The sequence below is a fragment of the Stagnihabitans lacustris genome (assembly GCF_025950525.1).
GTDB lineage: Bacteria > Pseudomonadota > Alphaproteobacteria > Rhodobacterales > Rhodobacteraceae > Stagnihabitans.
Genome location: NZ_JAPDGS010000003.1, coordinates 402,635 through 416,460, shown reverse-complemented (window position 1 = coordinate 416,460; position 13,826 = coordinate 402,635). Strand labels below are relative to the sequence as shown.

General features: G+C 62.5%; 19 protein-coding genes. 13 read left to right on the top strand and 6 right to left on the bottom strand.

Translation table 11 applies throughout. The features are described from left to right. The first annotated feature begins 165 nt into the window (after positions 1-165). From NX862_RS10525 to NX862_RS10510, 4 genes are all read left to right on the top strand, one after another. Positions 166-1,401 carry a flagellin N-terminal helical domain-containing protein gene (locus NX862_RS10525; RefSeq protein ID WP_264493863.1) on the top strand — a complete coding sequence of 412 codons (1,236 nt, stop codon included), beginning with the start codon at positions 166-168 and terminating at the stop codon, positions 1,399-1,401. Between the two features lie 74 nt (positions 1,402-1,475). After that, positions 1,476-1,856, top strand: a complete 381-nt coding sequence (flaF, locus tag NX862_RS10520) for a flagellar biosynthesis regulator FlaF (protein ID WP_264493862.1) — start codon at positions 1,476-1,478, stop codon at positions 1,854-1,856. Further along, complete coding sequence (gene flbT, locus NX862_RS10515; protein WP_264493861.1) at positions 1,853-2,275, top strand: flagellar biosynthesis repressor FlbT; 423 nt, start codon at positions 1,853-1,855, stop codon at positions 2,273-2,275. The genes flaF and flbT overlap by 4 nt, the downstream gene beginning before the upstream one ends. Then, positions 2,272-3,069, top strand: a complete 798-nt coding sequence (locus NX862_RS10510; RefSeq protein WP_264493860.1) for a DUF1217 domain-containing protein — start codon at positions 2,272-2,274, stop codon at positions 3,067-3,069. The genes flbT and NX862_RS10510 overlap by 4 nt, the downstream gene beginning before the upstream one ends. Here NX862_RS10510 and NX862_RS10505 read toward each other — a convergent pair. Then, complete coding sequence (locus NX862_RS10505; RefSeq protein WP_264493859.1) at positions 3,061-4,374, bottom strand: FliI/YscN family ATPase; 1,314 nt, start codon at positions 4,372-4,374, stop codon at positions 3,061-3,063. The genes NX862_RS10510 and NX862_RS10505 overlap by 9 nt on opposite strands. A gap of 85 nt (positions 4,375-4,459) precedes the next feature. Between NX862_RS10505 and NX862_RS10500 the strand changes: the two genes are divergently transcribed. Genes NX862_RS10500 through NX862_RS10460 form a run of 9 tightly spaced genes read left to right on the top strand, consistent with a single transcriptional unit; the run spans position 4,460 to position 8,935 of the window. Beyond that, complete coding sequence (locus NX862_RS10500) at positions 4,460-4,843, top strand: FlgB family protein (protein WP_264493858.1); 384 nt, start codon at positions 4,460-4,462, stop codon at positions 4,841-4,843. Between the two features lie 3 nt (positions 4,844-4,846). Beyond that, positions 4,847-5,227: a flagellar basal body rod protein FlgC gene (flgC, locus tag NX862_RS10495; protein WP_264493857.1), complete on the top strand. Its 381-nt coding sequence runs from the start codon at positions 4,847-4,849 to the stop codon at positions 5,225-5,227. Positions 5,228-5,233: 6 nt separating this feature from the next. After that, the gene (gene fliE, locus NX862_RS10490) at positions 5,234-5,524 is read left to right on the top strand and encodes a flagellar hook-basal body complex protein FliE (protein ID WP_264493856.1); all 291 of its coding nucleotides are present in this window, start codon (positions 5,234-5,236) and stop codon (positions 5,522-5,524) included. Continuing rightward, a complete protein-coding gene (locus tag NX862_RS10485) occupies positions 5,521-5,787 on the top strand; it encodes a flagellar biosynthetic protein FliQ (protein WP_264493855.1) in 267 nt (88 codons plus the stop codon). Before fliE ends, NX862_RS10485 begins: the two co-directional genes overlap by 4 nt. A 1-nt stretch (position 5,788) precedes the next feature. Further along, positions 5,789-6,502: a flagellar hook-basal body complex protein gene (locus NX862_RS10480; RefSeq protein ID WP_264493854.1), complete on the top strand. Its 714-nt coding sequence runs from the start codon at positions 5,789-5,791 to the stop codon at positions 6,500-6,502. Between the two features lie 9 nt (positions 6,503-6,511). Beyond that, a complete protein-coding gene (gene flgG, locus NX862_RS10475) occupies positions 6,512-7,297 on the top strand; it encodes a flagellar basal-body rod protein FlgG (protein WP_264493853.1) in 786 nt (261 codons plus the stop codon). Beyond that, complete coding sequence (gene flgA, locus NX862_RS10470) at positions 7,297-7,728, top strand: flagellar basal body P-ring formation chaperone FlgA (protein ID WP_264493852.1); 432 nt, start codon at positions 7,297-7,299, stop codon at positions 7,726-7,728. Before flgG ends, flgA begins: the two co-directional genes overlap by 1 nt. Further along, complete coding sequence (flgH, locus tag NX862_RS10465; RefSeq protein ID WP_264493851.1) at positions 7,725-8,444, top strand: flagellar basal body L-ring protein FlgH; 720 nt, start codon at positions 7,725-7,727, stop codon at positions 8,442-8,444. The genes flgA and flgH overlap by 4 nt, the downstream gene beginning before the upstream one ends. Positions 8,445-8,446: 2 nt before the next feature. Next, positions 8,447-8,935, top strand: coding sequence for a flagellar basal body-associated FliL family protein (locus NX862_RS10460; protein ID WP_264493850.1), 489 nt, complete (start codon positions 8,447-8,449; stop codon positions 8,933-8,935). Here NX862_RS10460 and NX862_RS10455 read toward each other — a convergent pair. The 5 genes from NX862_RS10455 to NX862_RS10435 form a co-directional block, all read right to left on the bottom strand. Beyond that, the gene (locus NX862_RS10455) at positions 8,923-9,255 is read right to left on the bottom strand and encodes a hypothetical protein (RefSeq protein WP_264493849.1); all 333 of its coding nucleotides are present in this window, start codon (positions 9,253-9,255) and stop codon (positions 8,923-8,925) included. The two genes, NX862_RS10460 and NX862_RS10455, sit on opposite strands and share 13 nt — an antisense overlap. After that, the gene (locus tag NX862_RS10450; protein ID WP_264493848.1) at positions 9,252-10,331 is read right to left on the bottom strand and encodes an EscU/YscU/HrcU family type III secretion system export apparatus switch protein; all 1,080 of its coding nucleotides are present in this window, start codon (positions 10,329-10,331) and stop codon (positions 9,252-9,254) included. Before NX862_RS10450 ends, NX862_RS10455 begins: the two co-directional genes overlap by 4 nt. Continuing rightward, positions 10,328-11,104: a flagellar biosynthetic protein FliR gene (locus NX862_RS10445; protein ID WP_264493847.1), complete on the bottom strand. Its 777-nt coding sequence runs from the start codon at positions 11,102-11,104 to the stop codon at positions 10,328-10,330. The genes NX862_RS10450 and NX862_RS10445 overlap by 4 nt, the downstream gene beginning before the upstream one ends. After that, the gene (locus NX862_RS10440) at positions 11,101-13,098 is read right to left on the bottom strand and encodes a flagellar biosynthesis protein FlhA (protein WP_413694555.1); all 1,998 of its coding nucleotides are present in this window, start codon (positions 13,096-13,098) and stop codon (positions 11,101-11,103) included. Before NX862_RS10440 ends, NX862_RS10445 begins: the two co-directional genes overlap by 4 nt. A gap of 61 nt (positions 13,099-13,159) precedes the next feature. Further along, a complete protein-coding gene (locus NX862_RS10435) occupies positions 13,160-13,786 on the bottom strand; it encodes a lytic transglycosylase domain-containing protein (protein ID WP_264493845.1) in 627 nt (208 codons plus the stop codon). Positions 13,787-13,826 lie beyond the last annotated feature (40 nt).

Below are 13,826 nucleotides of genomic sequence, written 5' to 3'. Positions count from 1 at the left end.
TTAGGAAACTCTTAGAGCTTCGGGCGTTTTATCGTCCTTGCATCCCAGGTGGGGTGGCGCGTCCCGGGTAGACCGGTCGCATTGGATAGAAAGCCCTACGGCCATCTTAAATGATGGTGCAACAGGCCGGGCGCAAAGCGTCGGCTGACCGCAAAGGAAACGGAAATGTCGTCCATTCTGACCAATACCAGCGCGATGGTGGCTCTTCAGACCATGAAGAGCATCAACATGAACCTGAGCCAGACCACCTCGGAAATCTCGACCGGCAAGCGCGTGGGCTCTGCCAAGGACAATGCGGCCGTTTGGGCCATCTCGAAAGTCATGGAATCCGATGTGTCCAGCTTCAAGGGCATCTCGGACAGCCTGGCCCTTGGGTCGTCGACCGTCGCCGTGGCCCGCCAAGCCGCGGAGACCGTGACCACGCACCTGACCTCGATCAAGAACAAGATCGTTGCGGCACAAAACGCCAACGAAAGCGATCGTGGCAAGATCGAAACCGATATCACCGCGTTGAAAAACCAGATCGACTCGGTTGTGAACGCGGCGCAATTCAACGGGATGAATCTTGTGAAGATCGACGGCCTCGAAAACTCGGTCGAAATCTTGGCATCGCTTGATCGCACGGCCACCGGGACAGTGTCCTCCAGCTCGATCACCGTCGCCAAGGCGGACCTTCAGACGGGGGCCTATGTAGCCCGCGACGTGCTGACGTCTTCGGTGGCGACCAATGTGTCGGCCGAAGGCGATGTGGCGGGCTTCTTCCTCGACTCGGGGACCGGCACTGGCGATTTCACCATCGCAACGCCAGCCAACTTTTCGGCGGGCGACAAGATCGCTGTGACCATCGGCAGCAAGACCGCAAGCTACACCATCCGCACCGAAGATCTGGCCTCAACGACGGTGACGCCGGCTGACGTCATTGCCGTGGCGCTGAAGCAGTCTATCGAATCCCTCGGTATCGAGGATTTGACGGTGGGCTACGATTCCGCCACAGCCACCGGCAAGCTGGAGTTGACCAACGGCGGCGCGGTGGGCCTTGCCGTTGGCGTGCAGATCACCAACAAGGGGTCGGGTGGTCTGGGCGGACTTTCGACAATCAGCGTTGCCGGCACCGACCTGACCAATGCGCGGAACTCGCTGGCCAATATCGAGGGCCTGCTGAAAACCGCGATCGACGCTTCGGCGGCCTTCGGTTCCAGCCAGACGCGGATTGAAACCCAGCAAAGCTTCGTGGGCAAGCTGGTCGACTCGATGAAGGCCGGCATCGGTTCGCTGATCGACGCCGACATGGAGGAGGCCTCGGCCCGCCTCCAGGCCCTTCAGGTGCAACAACAGCTGTCGACACAGGCTTTGTCGATCGCCAACCAGCAGCCGCAAGCCCTGCTGTCCCTCTTCCGGTAAGCGACTGATCCGGGGGGCTTTCCGGCCCCCCGGGCTCAGCTGCGCAACCCCACGCAAGACCGGAAGGATAAATCGTGTCCACTGCTGTTTCGAATGCCCGCGCGGCCTATGGCCGCCGCGAGGCCCCCGCGCGCACGCCTCGTGCCCACGAATACGACTTGCTCGCACGCTGCACCCAGAAATTGTCGATGGCCTGGATGCGCCGGAAGGAAGACTTCCCGATGCTGGCCACGGCGCTTACCGAAAATTTGCAACTTTGGTCGGCCCTGGCCGCCGATGTCGCCGAAAAGGGCAACGGCCTGCCGCCCCCGCTGCGCGCCCAGCTTTTCTACCTGTATGAGTTTACCGCCGGGCACACGCGCTCGGTCCTGGACAGCCGGGCCAGCGTCGAGGTGTTGATCGACATCAACACCGCCGTGATGCGCGGCCTGCGGGGCGATGGGGGCGCATCATGAGCGGCCTTGTCCTGAAACTGGGGCCCCACGAACGGGTCCTGATCAACGGCGCGGTGGTGGAAAATGGCGACAAGCGGTCCCGCTTGGCCATCATGACCCCCAACGCGAATATCCTGCGCCTGCGCGATGCGATCCATCCGCAAGAGGCGAACACGCCCGTCAAACGGGTCTGCTATGTGGCGCAGCTGGTCCTGACCGGCGATGCCACGGCCGATGACACCCGCCAGCAGCTTTTGCGCGGGATCGAACAGTTGAGCCAGGTTCTGACCGACCACGACAGTCGGACCATGCTGAACATGGCGACCAAGGCTGTGCTGGATGACCAACATTACCAGGTGCTGAAGGCTCTGCGCGCGCTTTTGCCCCGCGAAGAGCGTCTCTTTGCTGCCGCAGCCTCCCGCGAGGGGGGCGAGCCGTGACCTACAGCCCAGTCCTGCCGCTGTCCGGCTATGCAGGCTGGGCCCTTTTGAACCGCACCAAAACGGTTCAAACCGCCGCCTTCAACAAATCGCCCGAGATCGTCCGCGACACGGATTATTTCAAGGCGAATATCTCGAAGGTGAAGACGGCGGATGCGCTCGTCAACGACCGAAGGCTTCTGCGCGTCGCGCTGGGGGCCTTCGGGCTTGACGATGACATCAACAACAAGGCCTTCATCAAAAAGATCCTGACCGATGGCACGCTGACCGACAAGGCGCTGGCCAACCGTTTGACCGACAAACGATATCTGGAAATGGCAAAGGCTTTCGGCTTTGACCTTGGCACGCCGTCGACCCAGATTTCGACCTTTGGCACCCAGATCGTCACGGCCTTCAAGGACCGGCAATTCGAAAAGGCTGTAGGCGAACAGGATGACAATCTGCGGCTCGCGATGAATGCGACGCGGGAAGTGGCGGCTTTGGCGGGCAAGACCTCGTCCGAATCGACCAAGTGGTTCACGATCATGGGCAATTCGCCCTTGGCTGCGGTCGTTCAAAAGGCCTTGGGAATTCCCTCCAAGGTGGCCAGCCTCGACGTCGACCAGCAGCTTTCGATCTATCAGGCCAAGGCCCAGGCCATCTTCGGAAGCAGCAGCGTCAGCCAATTTTCCGACCCGGCCCAGATGGACAAACTCGTCAAACGCTTCCTGACCCGTGCCCAAGCCGATGAGATCATGGCCCAGACCTCATCGAGTTCCATAGCGCTGACGCTGTTGCAAAGCCGGCTACGCTGATTTCCGCCCCAAAGCGGCGCGCAGGCGGCGGAAACTGCCCTCAGATCCCTCGGCCGGGGCATCCTCGCCGATAAAGGCGTCCAAGGCTGGCCAGACCTTGATCGACATATCGACCAACGGGTCCGAACCCTTGGTATAAAGCCCCGCCTGGATCATCAGCTCGGCCCGATCATAGGCGCCAAGAAGCTTGCGCGCCTCGTTGATCGCCTCGTTTTCCTCCTTGCTGGCCGCCCAAGGCAGGCTTCGCGACACGCTGCGCAGCAGGTCGATCGCCGGATAACGCCCGCGTTCGGCAATTTTTCGGTCCATCACAACGTGCCCGTCCAGCACGCCCCGCAGGATATCGGCAATTGTCTCCTCCATATCCGACCCCGCCACCAGAACCGAGAAGATCGCGGTGATATCCCCCGAGCCCTCTGCCCCCGGCCCCGCACGTTCGGCCCAGGCCATGATGGCCGGCGCGACCGAGGGCGGATAGCCGCGCAGGCTGGCCTCCTCTCCCCCCGCCAGGGCCACTTCGCGATGCGCCTCGGCAAATCGCGTCACCGAGTCGGCCAAAAGTAGCACATGCAGCCCCTGATCGCGAAAATGTTCGGCCACGGCCATGGCCGCCCAGGCACAGCGCCGCCGCACCAGAGGCGATTGGTCCGAGGTCGCAGTGACCACGACCGCCCGTTTCATCCCCTCAGGCCCCAGCACGGTTTCGATGAATTCCCGCAGTTCGCGGCCCCGTTCGCCGATCAGCGCAATGACCACGACATCGGTCGAAACGCCCCGTGCAAACTTGCCCAAAAGCGTCGATTTCCCCACGCCAGAGCCCGCGAAAAGACCGATCCGCTGCCCGCGCACCAGGGGCAACATCGTGTCAAAGACCGCAACCGAGGTCTCGAGTCTCTCCCCCAAACGCCGCCGCGTCGAGGCCGAGGGCGCCGCCGCAAGCAGCGGTCGCATGCGCGGACCCTTGAAAATAATGCGTCCGTCCAAGGGGTTGCCGAAAGGGTCGATCACTCGACCGATCCAGGAATTGTCCGGCGAGATCCCCGCCTGCCCCATCAGCCGCACCGTCGTGCCGATGCCCAAGCCCTCTGCCATGCGGTCGGTCAGAACCGTGATTGCATCGGCGCGCAGCGCCACGACCTCTCCGCCGAGGTTGACGCCGATCATCACCCGGTCGCCCAGCGTCGCCGCATCCTCCAGCCCCGTAACCACCACGGTGCCGCGGCCGATCTCGGCCACACGTCCTAACCGGGACTTACGGGAAACCGTAGAAATTTCGGAAACCAGTGCATCAAATATTCCAGCCACGGGATTCTCCCTCTGTTCTCTTGAACCCTTTCTAAAGGAATCACCCTTAAGCCTTGGTTTATGAAGGTCGAGGGAGAAGCCCGAGATGTTAGAGAACCTGAATATCACCCGCATGGCTGGCGCCTTGGCCGAACACTCGTCCAAGCGCCTCGGCCTTGTTGCCAAGAATGTCGCCCAGGCCGCAACGCCCGGTTACAAGGCGATGGACCTGCCCGAATTCTCCGCCGTCTATCAAGACAGCGCGGCGGGCAGCATGCGTGCCACCCGTCCTGGCCATTTTACCTCCGCAGGCAGCGTGATGACCGAGGTCCCCGTGGCCTCCAGCGCTGGCGCCTCGCCCAATGGCAACACCGTTTCGGTCGAGGAAGAGATGGTTAAATCGGTCATGGTCCGCAAGGATCACGACATGGCCTTGGCCGTCTACAGCAATGCGCGCGATATCCTGCGCGCCAGCCTGGGGCGGAAATAAACCATGACCGACCTGATCTCCTCGCTGTCTTACTCGGCCTCCGGCATGCAGGCGCAAGCGAACCGCCTGCGCCATGTCTCCGAGAACATCTCGAACGCCGACACCCCCGGCTATCGCCGCAAGCTGGTGTCGTTCCACGAAAACATCGACAACGGCACGGTCGAGACCGGAAGGGTGCAGCTGGACAGAAGTCCGCTGGACAAGGTCTATGATCCGGGAAATCCGTTGGCCGATGCAACCGGCCACTATGATGGATCGAATGTCGATCTGGTGGTCGAAATCGCTGACGCGCGCGAAGCGCAGCGCAGCTATGAGGCGAACCTCAAAATCTTCGACCAGGCCCGCTCGATGACGCAGGGCCTGTTCGACCTGTTGCGGAGGTAATCCAGAATGGATGTCAGAACGTCCTACGCAGCCGAGCTTTATGCGAAGGCGCGCACGGCGGCGGCGGCAACGCCGCAACCGAATACTGCTGAAAGCGGGTTGGCGAAGTTTGCGCAGTCTTTCGCAGACACCCTCGCCCGGGGCGAAGAGACGGCGAAGTCGGCGATGACCGGCGGGTCCGATCCTCATGCCCTGGTCGAGGCGCTCGCCAACTCGCAGCTGGCGGTCGAAACCGTCACCACCCTGCGCGACAAGGTGGTGGAGGCCTACCAGGAAATCCTGAGGATGCCGATATGAACGAGGCCATTCTCTTTGACGCGCTGCGCGAGGCGCTTTGGATTTCGGTCAAGATGTCGATGCCGCTCTTGGGTGTCGGCCTCGTGGTCGGTTTGGTCATCGGCCTGTTTCAGGCCCTGACCTCGATCCAGGAACAGACCCTGACCTTCGCGCCCAAGGTAGGGGCGATGATCCTCGTTTTCTGGGTCTCGATGAGCTTCATGACTTCGACCCTCTTGACCTTTTTCAACGGGTCGATCCTGCCCCTGATCGCGGGAGGATAAGATGGACTCCACCGGCTATATCACGCTGTCGCGGCAATCGGGCCTTTTGAACCAGATGGATGCGATCGCGAACAACATCGCGAACTCGACCACGACGGGGTTCAAACGCGAGGGGACGCTCTTTTCCGAATGGGTCGCCAAGACCGGTGACAGTCCTTCGCTGTCAATGGGTTACGGCAACACCCGCGTGGTGGATATCATGCAGGCCGGCCTGTCGCAAACCGGCGGCGCCTTCGACCTCGCGGTCGAGGGCGACGGGTTTTTCATGGTCGAGGGGCCGAACGCGCAACAGATGCTGACGCGGGCGGGCGCCTTTGTCACCGGGCCGGATGGCACGCTGCAAACCAATGACGGCTTTCCGGTTCTGGACGAATCGGGCAGCCGCGTCTTCATTCCACCCGACGCCGGCAAGGTGACCATCGCGCAGGATGGCACCCTGTCGGCCAATGGCGCGCCTCTGGGCCGGATGGGGCTGTTCACGCCGACCGATCCCCTGACCATGACCCACCAGCAGGGCACCTTGTTTTCCGCCAGTGGCTATCAGCCAGTGACGGGCTCCAAGATCATGCAAGGCTATCTGGAGGAAAGCAACGTCAGCCCGATCAACGAGATCGCCTCGATGATCTCCGTCCAGCGGGCCTATCAGATGGGGCAAAGCTTCCTTGACCGCGAGGATGACCGCGCGCGCAACGTCATTCAGACCCTTGGCCGATAGGAGGCATAGATGAACGCGCTGCAAATCGCCGCGACCGGCATGTCGGCCCAGCAAATGAAGGTCGACGTCGTCTCGAACAACCTGGCGAACATGTCGACCACGGGCTACAACGCCCGCCGCGCCGACTTCGCCGACCTGATGTATGAACAGGTGCAAAAACCCGGCTCGATTTCGTCGCAGACCGGGACGATGCTGCCGACCGGGGTTCAGCTGGGGATGGGCGTGCGCCCGACCTCGGTTTCGGTCGTGCTGAAACAGGGCTCGCCCGCGCAAACCGGAGGCGACCTGGACTTCGCCATCGACGGCACCGGCTATCTTGAGGTTGAATTGCCCTCGGGTGGCACGGCCTATACCCGCGACGGGGCCTTGAAACGTTCGGTCGATGGGCTGATCGTGACCTCGGACGGCTATCAGGTGAACCCGGGCATCACGATCCCCGCCGATGCGAACCGGATCGCCGTGAACGCCAATGGCGAGGTCTATGCCTATTTCGACGGCGAAATCGAACCGACGCTCTTGGGCCAGTTCACCCTGACGACGTTCACCAACGAAAAGGGGCTGGAGGCGACGGGGTCGAACCTCTTCCTGGAAACCACCGCTTCTGGCCCGCCGATCACCGGCACGCCCGCCATCGACGGGTTTGGCAACCTGCGCCAGGGCTACCTGGAGGAAAGCACCGTCGATGCCGTGGCCGAGATCACCGAGTTGATCAAGGCTCAGCGCGGCTATGAATTGAACGCCAAGGTGATCACCGCCGCCGACGAGATGATGGCCACGACAACGCAGGTGAAATGATGCGTTGGCTTGGCCTGCTTCTTGTGCTGACCGCCCCGGCGCTGGCCGACAGCCTTGTCGCAACCCGCACGATCAAAGCGAAAACCGTCATCGCGGCCGAGGATGTGGCCCTGGTCGCGGCTGCGATCCCGGGTTCTGTCGCCTCGCCCGAAGAGGCGGTGGGCAAGGAAGCGCGCGTCACGCTTTATGCCGGACGCCCGATCAAGGCCGCAGATTTGGGGTCCCCGGCCCTCGTGGACCGCAACCAGAAAGTCACCCTTCTCTTCCAGACCGCCGGTTTGACCATCCGTGTCGATGGCCGCGCGCTCGACCGGGGGGGGGAGGGCGATCCGATCCGCGTGATGAACCTCGCATCACGCCAGACCGTCACCGGATTGGTCGCCGCCGACGGCACGATCCGCGTGGGCAGCAGCCAAGGAATGAACGAATGAAAAAGACACTCGCCGCCTGCCTGCTCCTTGCTGGATGCGGCAATCTTGACCATGTCGGCCGCGCGCCGGAATTCTCGCCGATCGACAGCAGCAACGAGAGGGCGGCGATGTATTCCGCCCTGCCCGAAAGCAGCGATCCGACGACGGCCACCAGCGCCTCTTCGCTGTGGACGGCGCAACGCTCGTCGCTATTGGGCGATCATCGGGCCGGGCATCGCGGCGACATCCTGACGGTCGTGGTCGAAATCAACGATCAGGCCACGCTGAAGGACAGTTCGGGCCGCACGCGCAAGGCCAGCTCGACCGCAGGTATTCCGCAGCTTTTGGGCATCCCGCAGATTCTGGATGCCGGCGTTCTGCCGGGCGGGGCGACCTCGTCCAGTCTGGTGTCGGCCAACACCAGCTCGACCTTCTCGGGCACCGGCAATATCTCGCGGAACGAGAAAGTGACCCTGCGCCTGGCCGCCACCATCGTCGAAGAGCTGCCCAACGGTGTCCTTCGGATCGAGGGGATGCAGCAGGTCCTGGTCAATGACGAGATGCGCGACCTTCTGGTTTCGGGCTATATCCGGCCCGACGACATCTCGCGCCAGAACGAGGTGGCCTATGACAAGATCGCCAATGCGCAGATCTCCTATGGCGGGCGCGGCATGATTTCGGACATCCAGTCGCCGGGCTGGGGCCAGCAGATCACCGACCAGATCATGCCGTTCTGATCATGGTGAAAAAGCTCATCCCCGTCATTCTGGGCATCATCGGCCTTCTGATCGGGGCGGGCGCCGGGTTCTTCCTGCGTCCCGCCCCCGAACCCGCCGCCGAAGGTGAGGCCGCGGCCGCCGATGCCCATGCCGCAGAAACCCCTGCCGAGGGCGAAGCCGTCGTCCTGCCGGAATTCGCCAAACTGCAAAACCAGTTTGTCGTCCCGGTGATGGAGGGCGGCAAGATCTCGGCCATGGTGATCTTGTCCTTCAGCCTCGAGGTCGAAACCGGCGCCTCGGTCGAGGTCTATGCCGTCGAACCCAAGCTGCGCGACATGTTCCTTCAGGTTCTGTTCGACCATGCCAATGCCGGCGGTTTCGCCGGGGTCTATACTGATGGCGCCAATCTGGTGATCCTGCGCGAAGCCCTGCTAGAGGCCGCGAAATCTGTCCTGGGCGAGAAGGTCAAGGATGTCTTGATCACCGACCTCGTCCGTCAGGACAGCTGACCCTTTAGCCGGTTCAAAACCTGATTGCGACCGAAGGCGCGGGAGGCATCCTCCCGCGCCTCGATCCATTCCGCGGTCTGGCGTGCCAGCATCGTATTGATTTCCCTGCGTTTGTGGTCGGCCCACAGGGCGTGCCGCAGGGCGATTTCCTGCGCTTGGATCAGGGGCAGGTCGGCCGCATCCATCGGTCGATCCAGCTCTGACAGGCGGTCGAGGCTGGATTGCCGCGCCCGCGCCGCACGTTCCAGCACGAACATCTTCTGATCGAACAGCAGCTGGCTGATCTCGGTCAACCGGCCCAGCTTTTCCTTCTCGCTCATCCACGTCTCCTGGCGCGTTTGCGCATTGCTTCGGCAAAGCGGATCGCCGCGGCGACGGCCTTGTATTGCTCGGGTCGGATCGGATTGCCGACCTCGACCGTGGCATGAATGGCCCGGGCGGTTGGCGGATCGCGGTGGATCGGCACGCCGCTTTCGATGGCCTTTTCGCGGATGCGGGCGGCCACCTCGTCGACGCCCTTGGCCAGAAGCACGGGCGCATTGCGGTCCCCCCGCTTCCATTTCAGCGCCACGGCATAATGGGTCGGGTTAACGATGATGACATCGGCCGTGGCCACCGCCGCCAGAACCTGGCTCATCGCCATTTCGCGGCCTTTTTGCCGGCGCTGCATCTTCACATGGGGATCGCCTTCCTGATCCTTGTGCTCTTCGACGGCCTCTTGCCGGGTCATCATGTTGCGCTTGCGGTGCTGCAGCCACTGCCAGCCATAGTCCAGCCCCCCGAAGACCAGGGTCGCCAACAGCGACAGGATCAGGAATTGCACCACGATTTCCATCATCAGCGCCGAGGCTTGCCGCGCGTCCTGGCTGGAGGTCGCCAGCACTTTTTGCGCATAACCCGGGATCATATAGGCCACGATGACGCAGACGACGATCATCTTGGCCAGGCCTTTGAAGAACTGGAACCAACCCTCGCGACCGAATTTCTGGCCCAAAGCGGCAAAGGGGTCGATGCGGTTGCCCTTCATCGCGATCTTGTCGGGGGCGAGGATGAAGCCTCGCTGCGCGGCAATTGCCAGGACAGCAGCCAGCATCGGCAAGATGAAGATCGGCAGGAAGGGCAGGCCGAAGGCCAAGATCAGCTCGCGCGAGGCCGCCCGCCCGCCATGGGTCAAAAGCTGCGAGAGGCGATCAGATTGCTCGATCACCCCCATGGCCGAACTGCCGAAGCTTTCCACCATCCAGGCGCCAGAGACGAGAATGGTTAAGACCGCCCCGCCATAGACCGCCGCGGCCGACAGATCCATCGACCGCGGAACGTCGCCCCGTTTTCGGGCCTCTTCCAGCCGTCGCTGGGACGGCTCGTGACTTTTTTCGGCGTCATTGTCCTCGCTCATGGTCCCAACCTTGTCGGTTGGGCCAAAAAGCCGTGGAACTCATGAAGCCAGATGCCGAGGATGATCGGCGAAACCACAGCCATCAGGATCAGCGCCCCCGCCGTCATCGCGGGCGCGCCCACCAGCGAAACCGGCATCTGCGGCATCGCCTTGTTGATGACGCCAAGCGCGAGGTTATAGATCACCGAGGCGATGACGAAGGGCGCGGCCAGCGAAAAGGCCAGCACGGTGGCATGCACCGCGTTTTGAAGGCCCCAATCGGTGATATCCGCAATCAGCGGGAATCGGCCGGCCGGGAAAGCCTGATAGGACAGAATCAAGAGGCTGGCCGCCCGCACATGCAGCCCCGTCGTCACCGCAAGCGCCAGGGCCGCCAAGGTCAGCAGATTGCCGAAAGCCGGTTGCGGTTCGGGCGAGGCGCCGCCGAACATCTGCGAAAGCGAAGTGCTTTGGGCCGCGATTGCCGCTGCGATTTGCAAGGCGAAGATGAAAAACCGCATACCTATCCCAAGGCAGAGGCCGGCAATCACCTCCTCTGCGGCAGCGATCGGCAGGGAGGTCAGGTCCGCCATCAGGGGCGAAACCGCGGGAAAAATCACCGCGGTGAAGGACAGCGCAATGACCAGCTTGACCCGTTGCGGAACGGATTGCTCGCCAAAGGCGGGCATCAGATAGACCGCGGCCGAGACCCGCAAGAAAATCAGCGCGGCGACCCAGATCAGATCCTGCAGCGGGGTCAGGAAAGCCATGGCCTGGTCAATGATGGCGTTCATGGCGGCACGACCCCTACCAGCGCCGGCCGCGCCTCCATCCCGATTTCTTCATAGCTCAGCACCGGCGCGGTCAGACCTTTGGCACCCATGACCGTATGCAGGAACCGCCGTCGCAGGGTCGAGGTGACAAGGGCTGGGAAAGTCCCACTTTCTGCCGCCTTGTTCAGCCGTTCGGCCAAGCCATTGGCAAGACGCGAGAAAAGATCAGGCGGCAGAGCCACATCCCGATTGCCCTCGATCTGGTGGGCGGCGAAGGCCTTTTCCCATTCGGGGGCAAGCTGGATCAGCGGGATCGTGCCATCACCGCGCTTGAGCTCTGCCACCAGCTGGAAGCCAAGGCGCTGGCGCACATGTTCGCAGATCGCCTCGGGCGCCCCCAGACCGCGCGCCTCTGCCGTGGCCTCAAGGATCAGCGGCAGGTTGCGGATCGAGACCCGCTCTTCCAGCAAAAGCCGCAGGATCGACATCAGCGTATCGACCTGAATCTTTTCGGGAATCAGCTCATCCAACAGGCGCTTGTTCTGCTCGGCGCGCTGTGGATCGGTAACGCGGGTGAATTCGTCCATCAGCCGCCGCATCCCGCGCAGGGTCAGAAGCCGGGCGAGATTGGCCTTGATGATTTCCAGCAGATGGGTCGCGAGAACCTCGGGCGCGGAGACGACGGTGAGACCCGAGATCGCAGCCTCTTCGTGCTGTTCGGTCAGGATCCAGCGGGCTGGCGCGCCATAGACCGGCTCAGACACGCCGATGCCATCGGGCGCCGAAACGCCGTCCGCCAAAAGCACCATGACCCTTTCGGGCAAAAGCTTGTCGCGCACCTTTTCGACGCCCTGAAGCTTGATGACATAGGTTCCTGCACTCAAGCTCGGCTCGTCCGTCAAACGGATTTCGGGCAGGATCAGGCCATATTGCGCCGCGACATGGTTGCGCATGTTGGTGATCCGCGCATCCAGTCCCGTGGCCGGGTCCAACACCATGTTCACCAGGTTGGGGGCGAATTCGATGTGGATCTCGTCAAAGTCCAGGACGTCGGCGATGGTTTTCTTTTGCGGCGCGGTGGGTGCCGGGGCCGCCTCTGGCGCAGGCGGTTTGGTGCGCGCCCGCCACGCCGCCCAAGCCAAAAGCGCCGCCCCCCCCATGAAGGGAAGAAAGGGCATGCCCGGGATGACCGCGATCAACCCCATAAGCGCCGCAACCGTGCCAAGCGCGCCCGGATAGCGCCCCAGCTGTTCAAAGAAGGATACATCCGCTGCCCCGGTGGCCCCGCCCCGCGCCAGCAACAGCGCCGAGGCGACCGAGATGATGACAGCGGGAATTTGGCTGACCAGACCGTCGCCGACGGTTAGAATTGAATAGGTTTCAAAGGCTTGCGCCAAAGGAAGACCATGAATGAAGACCCCCATGATCAGGCCCATGATCAGGTTCAACGCCGTGATCAACAGGCCCGCGACAGCATCGCCCTTGACGAATTTCGACGCGCCATCCAGCGAGCCGAAGAAGTTCGTCTCTGCCAGTTCCTTTTCGCGCCGCGATTTCGCCTCGGCATGGGTGATGGCGCCGGCGGCCATGTCGGCGTCGATGGCCAATTGCTTGCCGGGCATCCCGTCCAGGGCAAACCGCGCGCCCACTTCCGCCATCCGGCCTGCGCCCTTGGTGATGACGACGAAGTTCACGATCAGCAGGACGAGGAAAATCACCAGGCCCAGCAAGAGGTTGCCGCCCATGATGAAGGTCGCGAAACCCTCGATCACGTGACCTGCCGCATCAGTCCCGGTGTGCCCCTGTCCAATGATCAGCTTGGTCGAAGACACGTTCAGCGACAGGCGCAACATCAGCGACGCCAAGAGGATCGTCGGGAAGGCCGAAAACTCCAGGGGCCGCTCGATGAACAAGGTCACGGTCAGCATCAGGATGGCCAGCGCGAAGGAAATCGCAAGGCCCACATCCATCACCCAGGCCGGGATCGGCAGGACCATCATGAGAATGATCCCCATCAGCGCAAGCGCGAGGAGGATCGTGGGTTTGTAAAGCGTGGCGCTGTCGAACTTCAAAGGCTTAGCCCCCAATCAAGGGGGCGACGGCCCCCATCAAGGGTTGCAATCCCCCGGTTTGTGGCACGATCGAGCCAAACATGCCCGGATCGCCGGCCTGCAACAGCGGGAAAGCGTTGATCCGGGGCACAGGCTCTGCCGCGGCCTGGGCGACTTCGGGGCCCTCGATCACGGATTTGACCTGATCGAGATAAGCCTCGGCCTTGTCAGGCGTGCGCGAGTGATAGGCCGCGACCGCATCGGCCCAGTTCCCCATCTCGGCATAAAGCTGGTTCAGGAATTTCGCCGCATAGCGCGCGTTCGACAGGGGATCGAACATATCGTCAAGATCGGTAAACTCTTGATTGTGATAGGAATAGTTAATCTGAAAACAGCCGGTGTCGAAAGTGCCGGTGCCATCGGTCAGATGGGCCGTGGCGGCAGCGACCGCCTCTTCCTTGTTGTCATAGAAAGCACCCGCGCCATCGGCATTGATCGTCCAGGGCCAGGGGGACAGGACACCATCCTGAGACCGGCCGGTTTCGACCCGCGAAATCGCAAGCAAAATATCAATCGGAACGCCCGATTCCTCGGCCGCCATGGCTGCGGCACGGTCGCACAGGCCCGAAGGATCGGGCGCAGCAAACGCCACCAAGGGCGCTAGAAGCCACGTGGCCAAAAGCCCGCGCAGC

What these genes read in the sequence shown, in the direction of transcription:
- NX862_RS10525 (WP_264493863.1), top strand. Translation starts at nt 166, where the DNA reads ATGTCGTCCATTCTGACCAATACCAGCGCGATGGTGGCTCTTCAGACC.
- flbT (WP_264493861.1), top strand. Translation starts at nt 1,853, where the DNA reads ATGAGCGGCCTTGTCCTGAAACTGGGGCCCCACGAACGGGTCCTGATC.
- NX862_RS10500 (WP_264493858.1), top strand. Translation starts at nt 4,460, where the DNA reads ATGTTAGAGAACCTGAATATCACCCGCATGGCTGGCGCCTTGGCCGAA.
- flgC (WP_264493857.1), top strand. Translation starts at nt 4,847, where the DNA reads ATGACCGACCTGATCTCCTCGCTGTCTTACTCGGCCTCCGGCATGCAG.
- fliE (WP_264493856.1), top strand. Translation starts at nt 5,234, where the DNA reads ATGGATGTCAGAACGTCCTACGCAGCCGAGCTTTATGCGAAGGCGCGC.
- NX862_RS10485 (WP_264493855.1), top strand. Translation starts at nt 5,521, where the DNA reads ATGAACGAGGCCATTCTCTTTGACGCGCTGCGCGAGGCGCTTTGGATT.
- NX862_RS10480 (WP_264493854.1), top strand. Translation starts at nt 5,789, where the DNA reads ATGGACTCCACCGGCTATATCACGCTGTCGCGGCAATCGGGCCTTTTG.
- flgG (WP_264493853.1), top strand. Translation starts at nt 6,512, where the DNA reads ATGAACGCGCTGCAAATCGCCGCGACCGGCATGTCGGCCCAGCAAATG.
- flgA (WP_264493852.1), top strand. Translation starts at nt 7,297, where the DNA reads ATGCGTTGGCTTGGCCTGCTTCTTGTGCTGACCGCCCCGGCGCTGGCC.
- flgH (WP_264493851.1), top strand. Translation starts at nt 7,725, where the DNA reads ATGAAAAAGACACTCGCCGCCTGCCTGCTCCTTGCTGGATGCGGCAAT.
- NX862_RS10460 (WP_264493850.1), top strand. Translation starts at nt 8,447, where the DNA reads ATGGTGAAAAAGCTCATCCCCGTCATTCTGGGCATCATCGGCCTTCTG.
- NX862_RS10455 (WP_264493849.1), bottom strand. Translation starts at nt 9,255, where the DNA reads ATGAGCGAGAAGGAAAAGCTGGGCCGGTTGACCGAGATCAGCCAGCTG.
- NX862_RS10450 (WP_264493848.1), bottom strand. Translation starts at nt 10,331, where the DNA reads ATGAGCGAGGACAATGACGCCGAAAAAAGTCACGAGCCGTCCCAGCGA.
- NX862_RS10445 (WP_264493847.1), bottom strand. Translation starts at nt 11,104, where the DNA reads ATGAACGCCATCATTGACCAGGCCATGGCTTTCCTGACCCCGCTGCAG.
- NX862_RS10440 (WP_413694555.1), bottom strand. Translation starts at nt 13,098, where the DNA reads ATGGGGATCATTCTCATGATGGTCCTGCCGATCCCGGCCTGGGTGATG.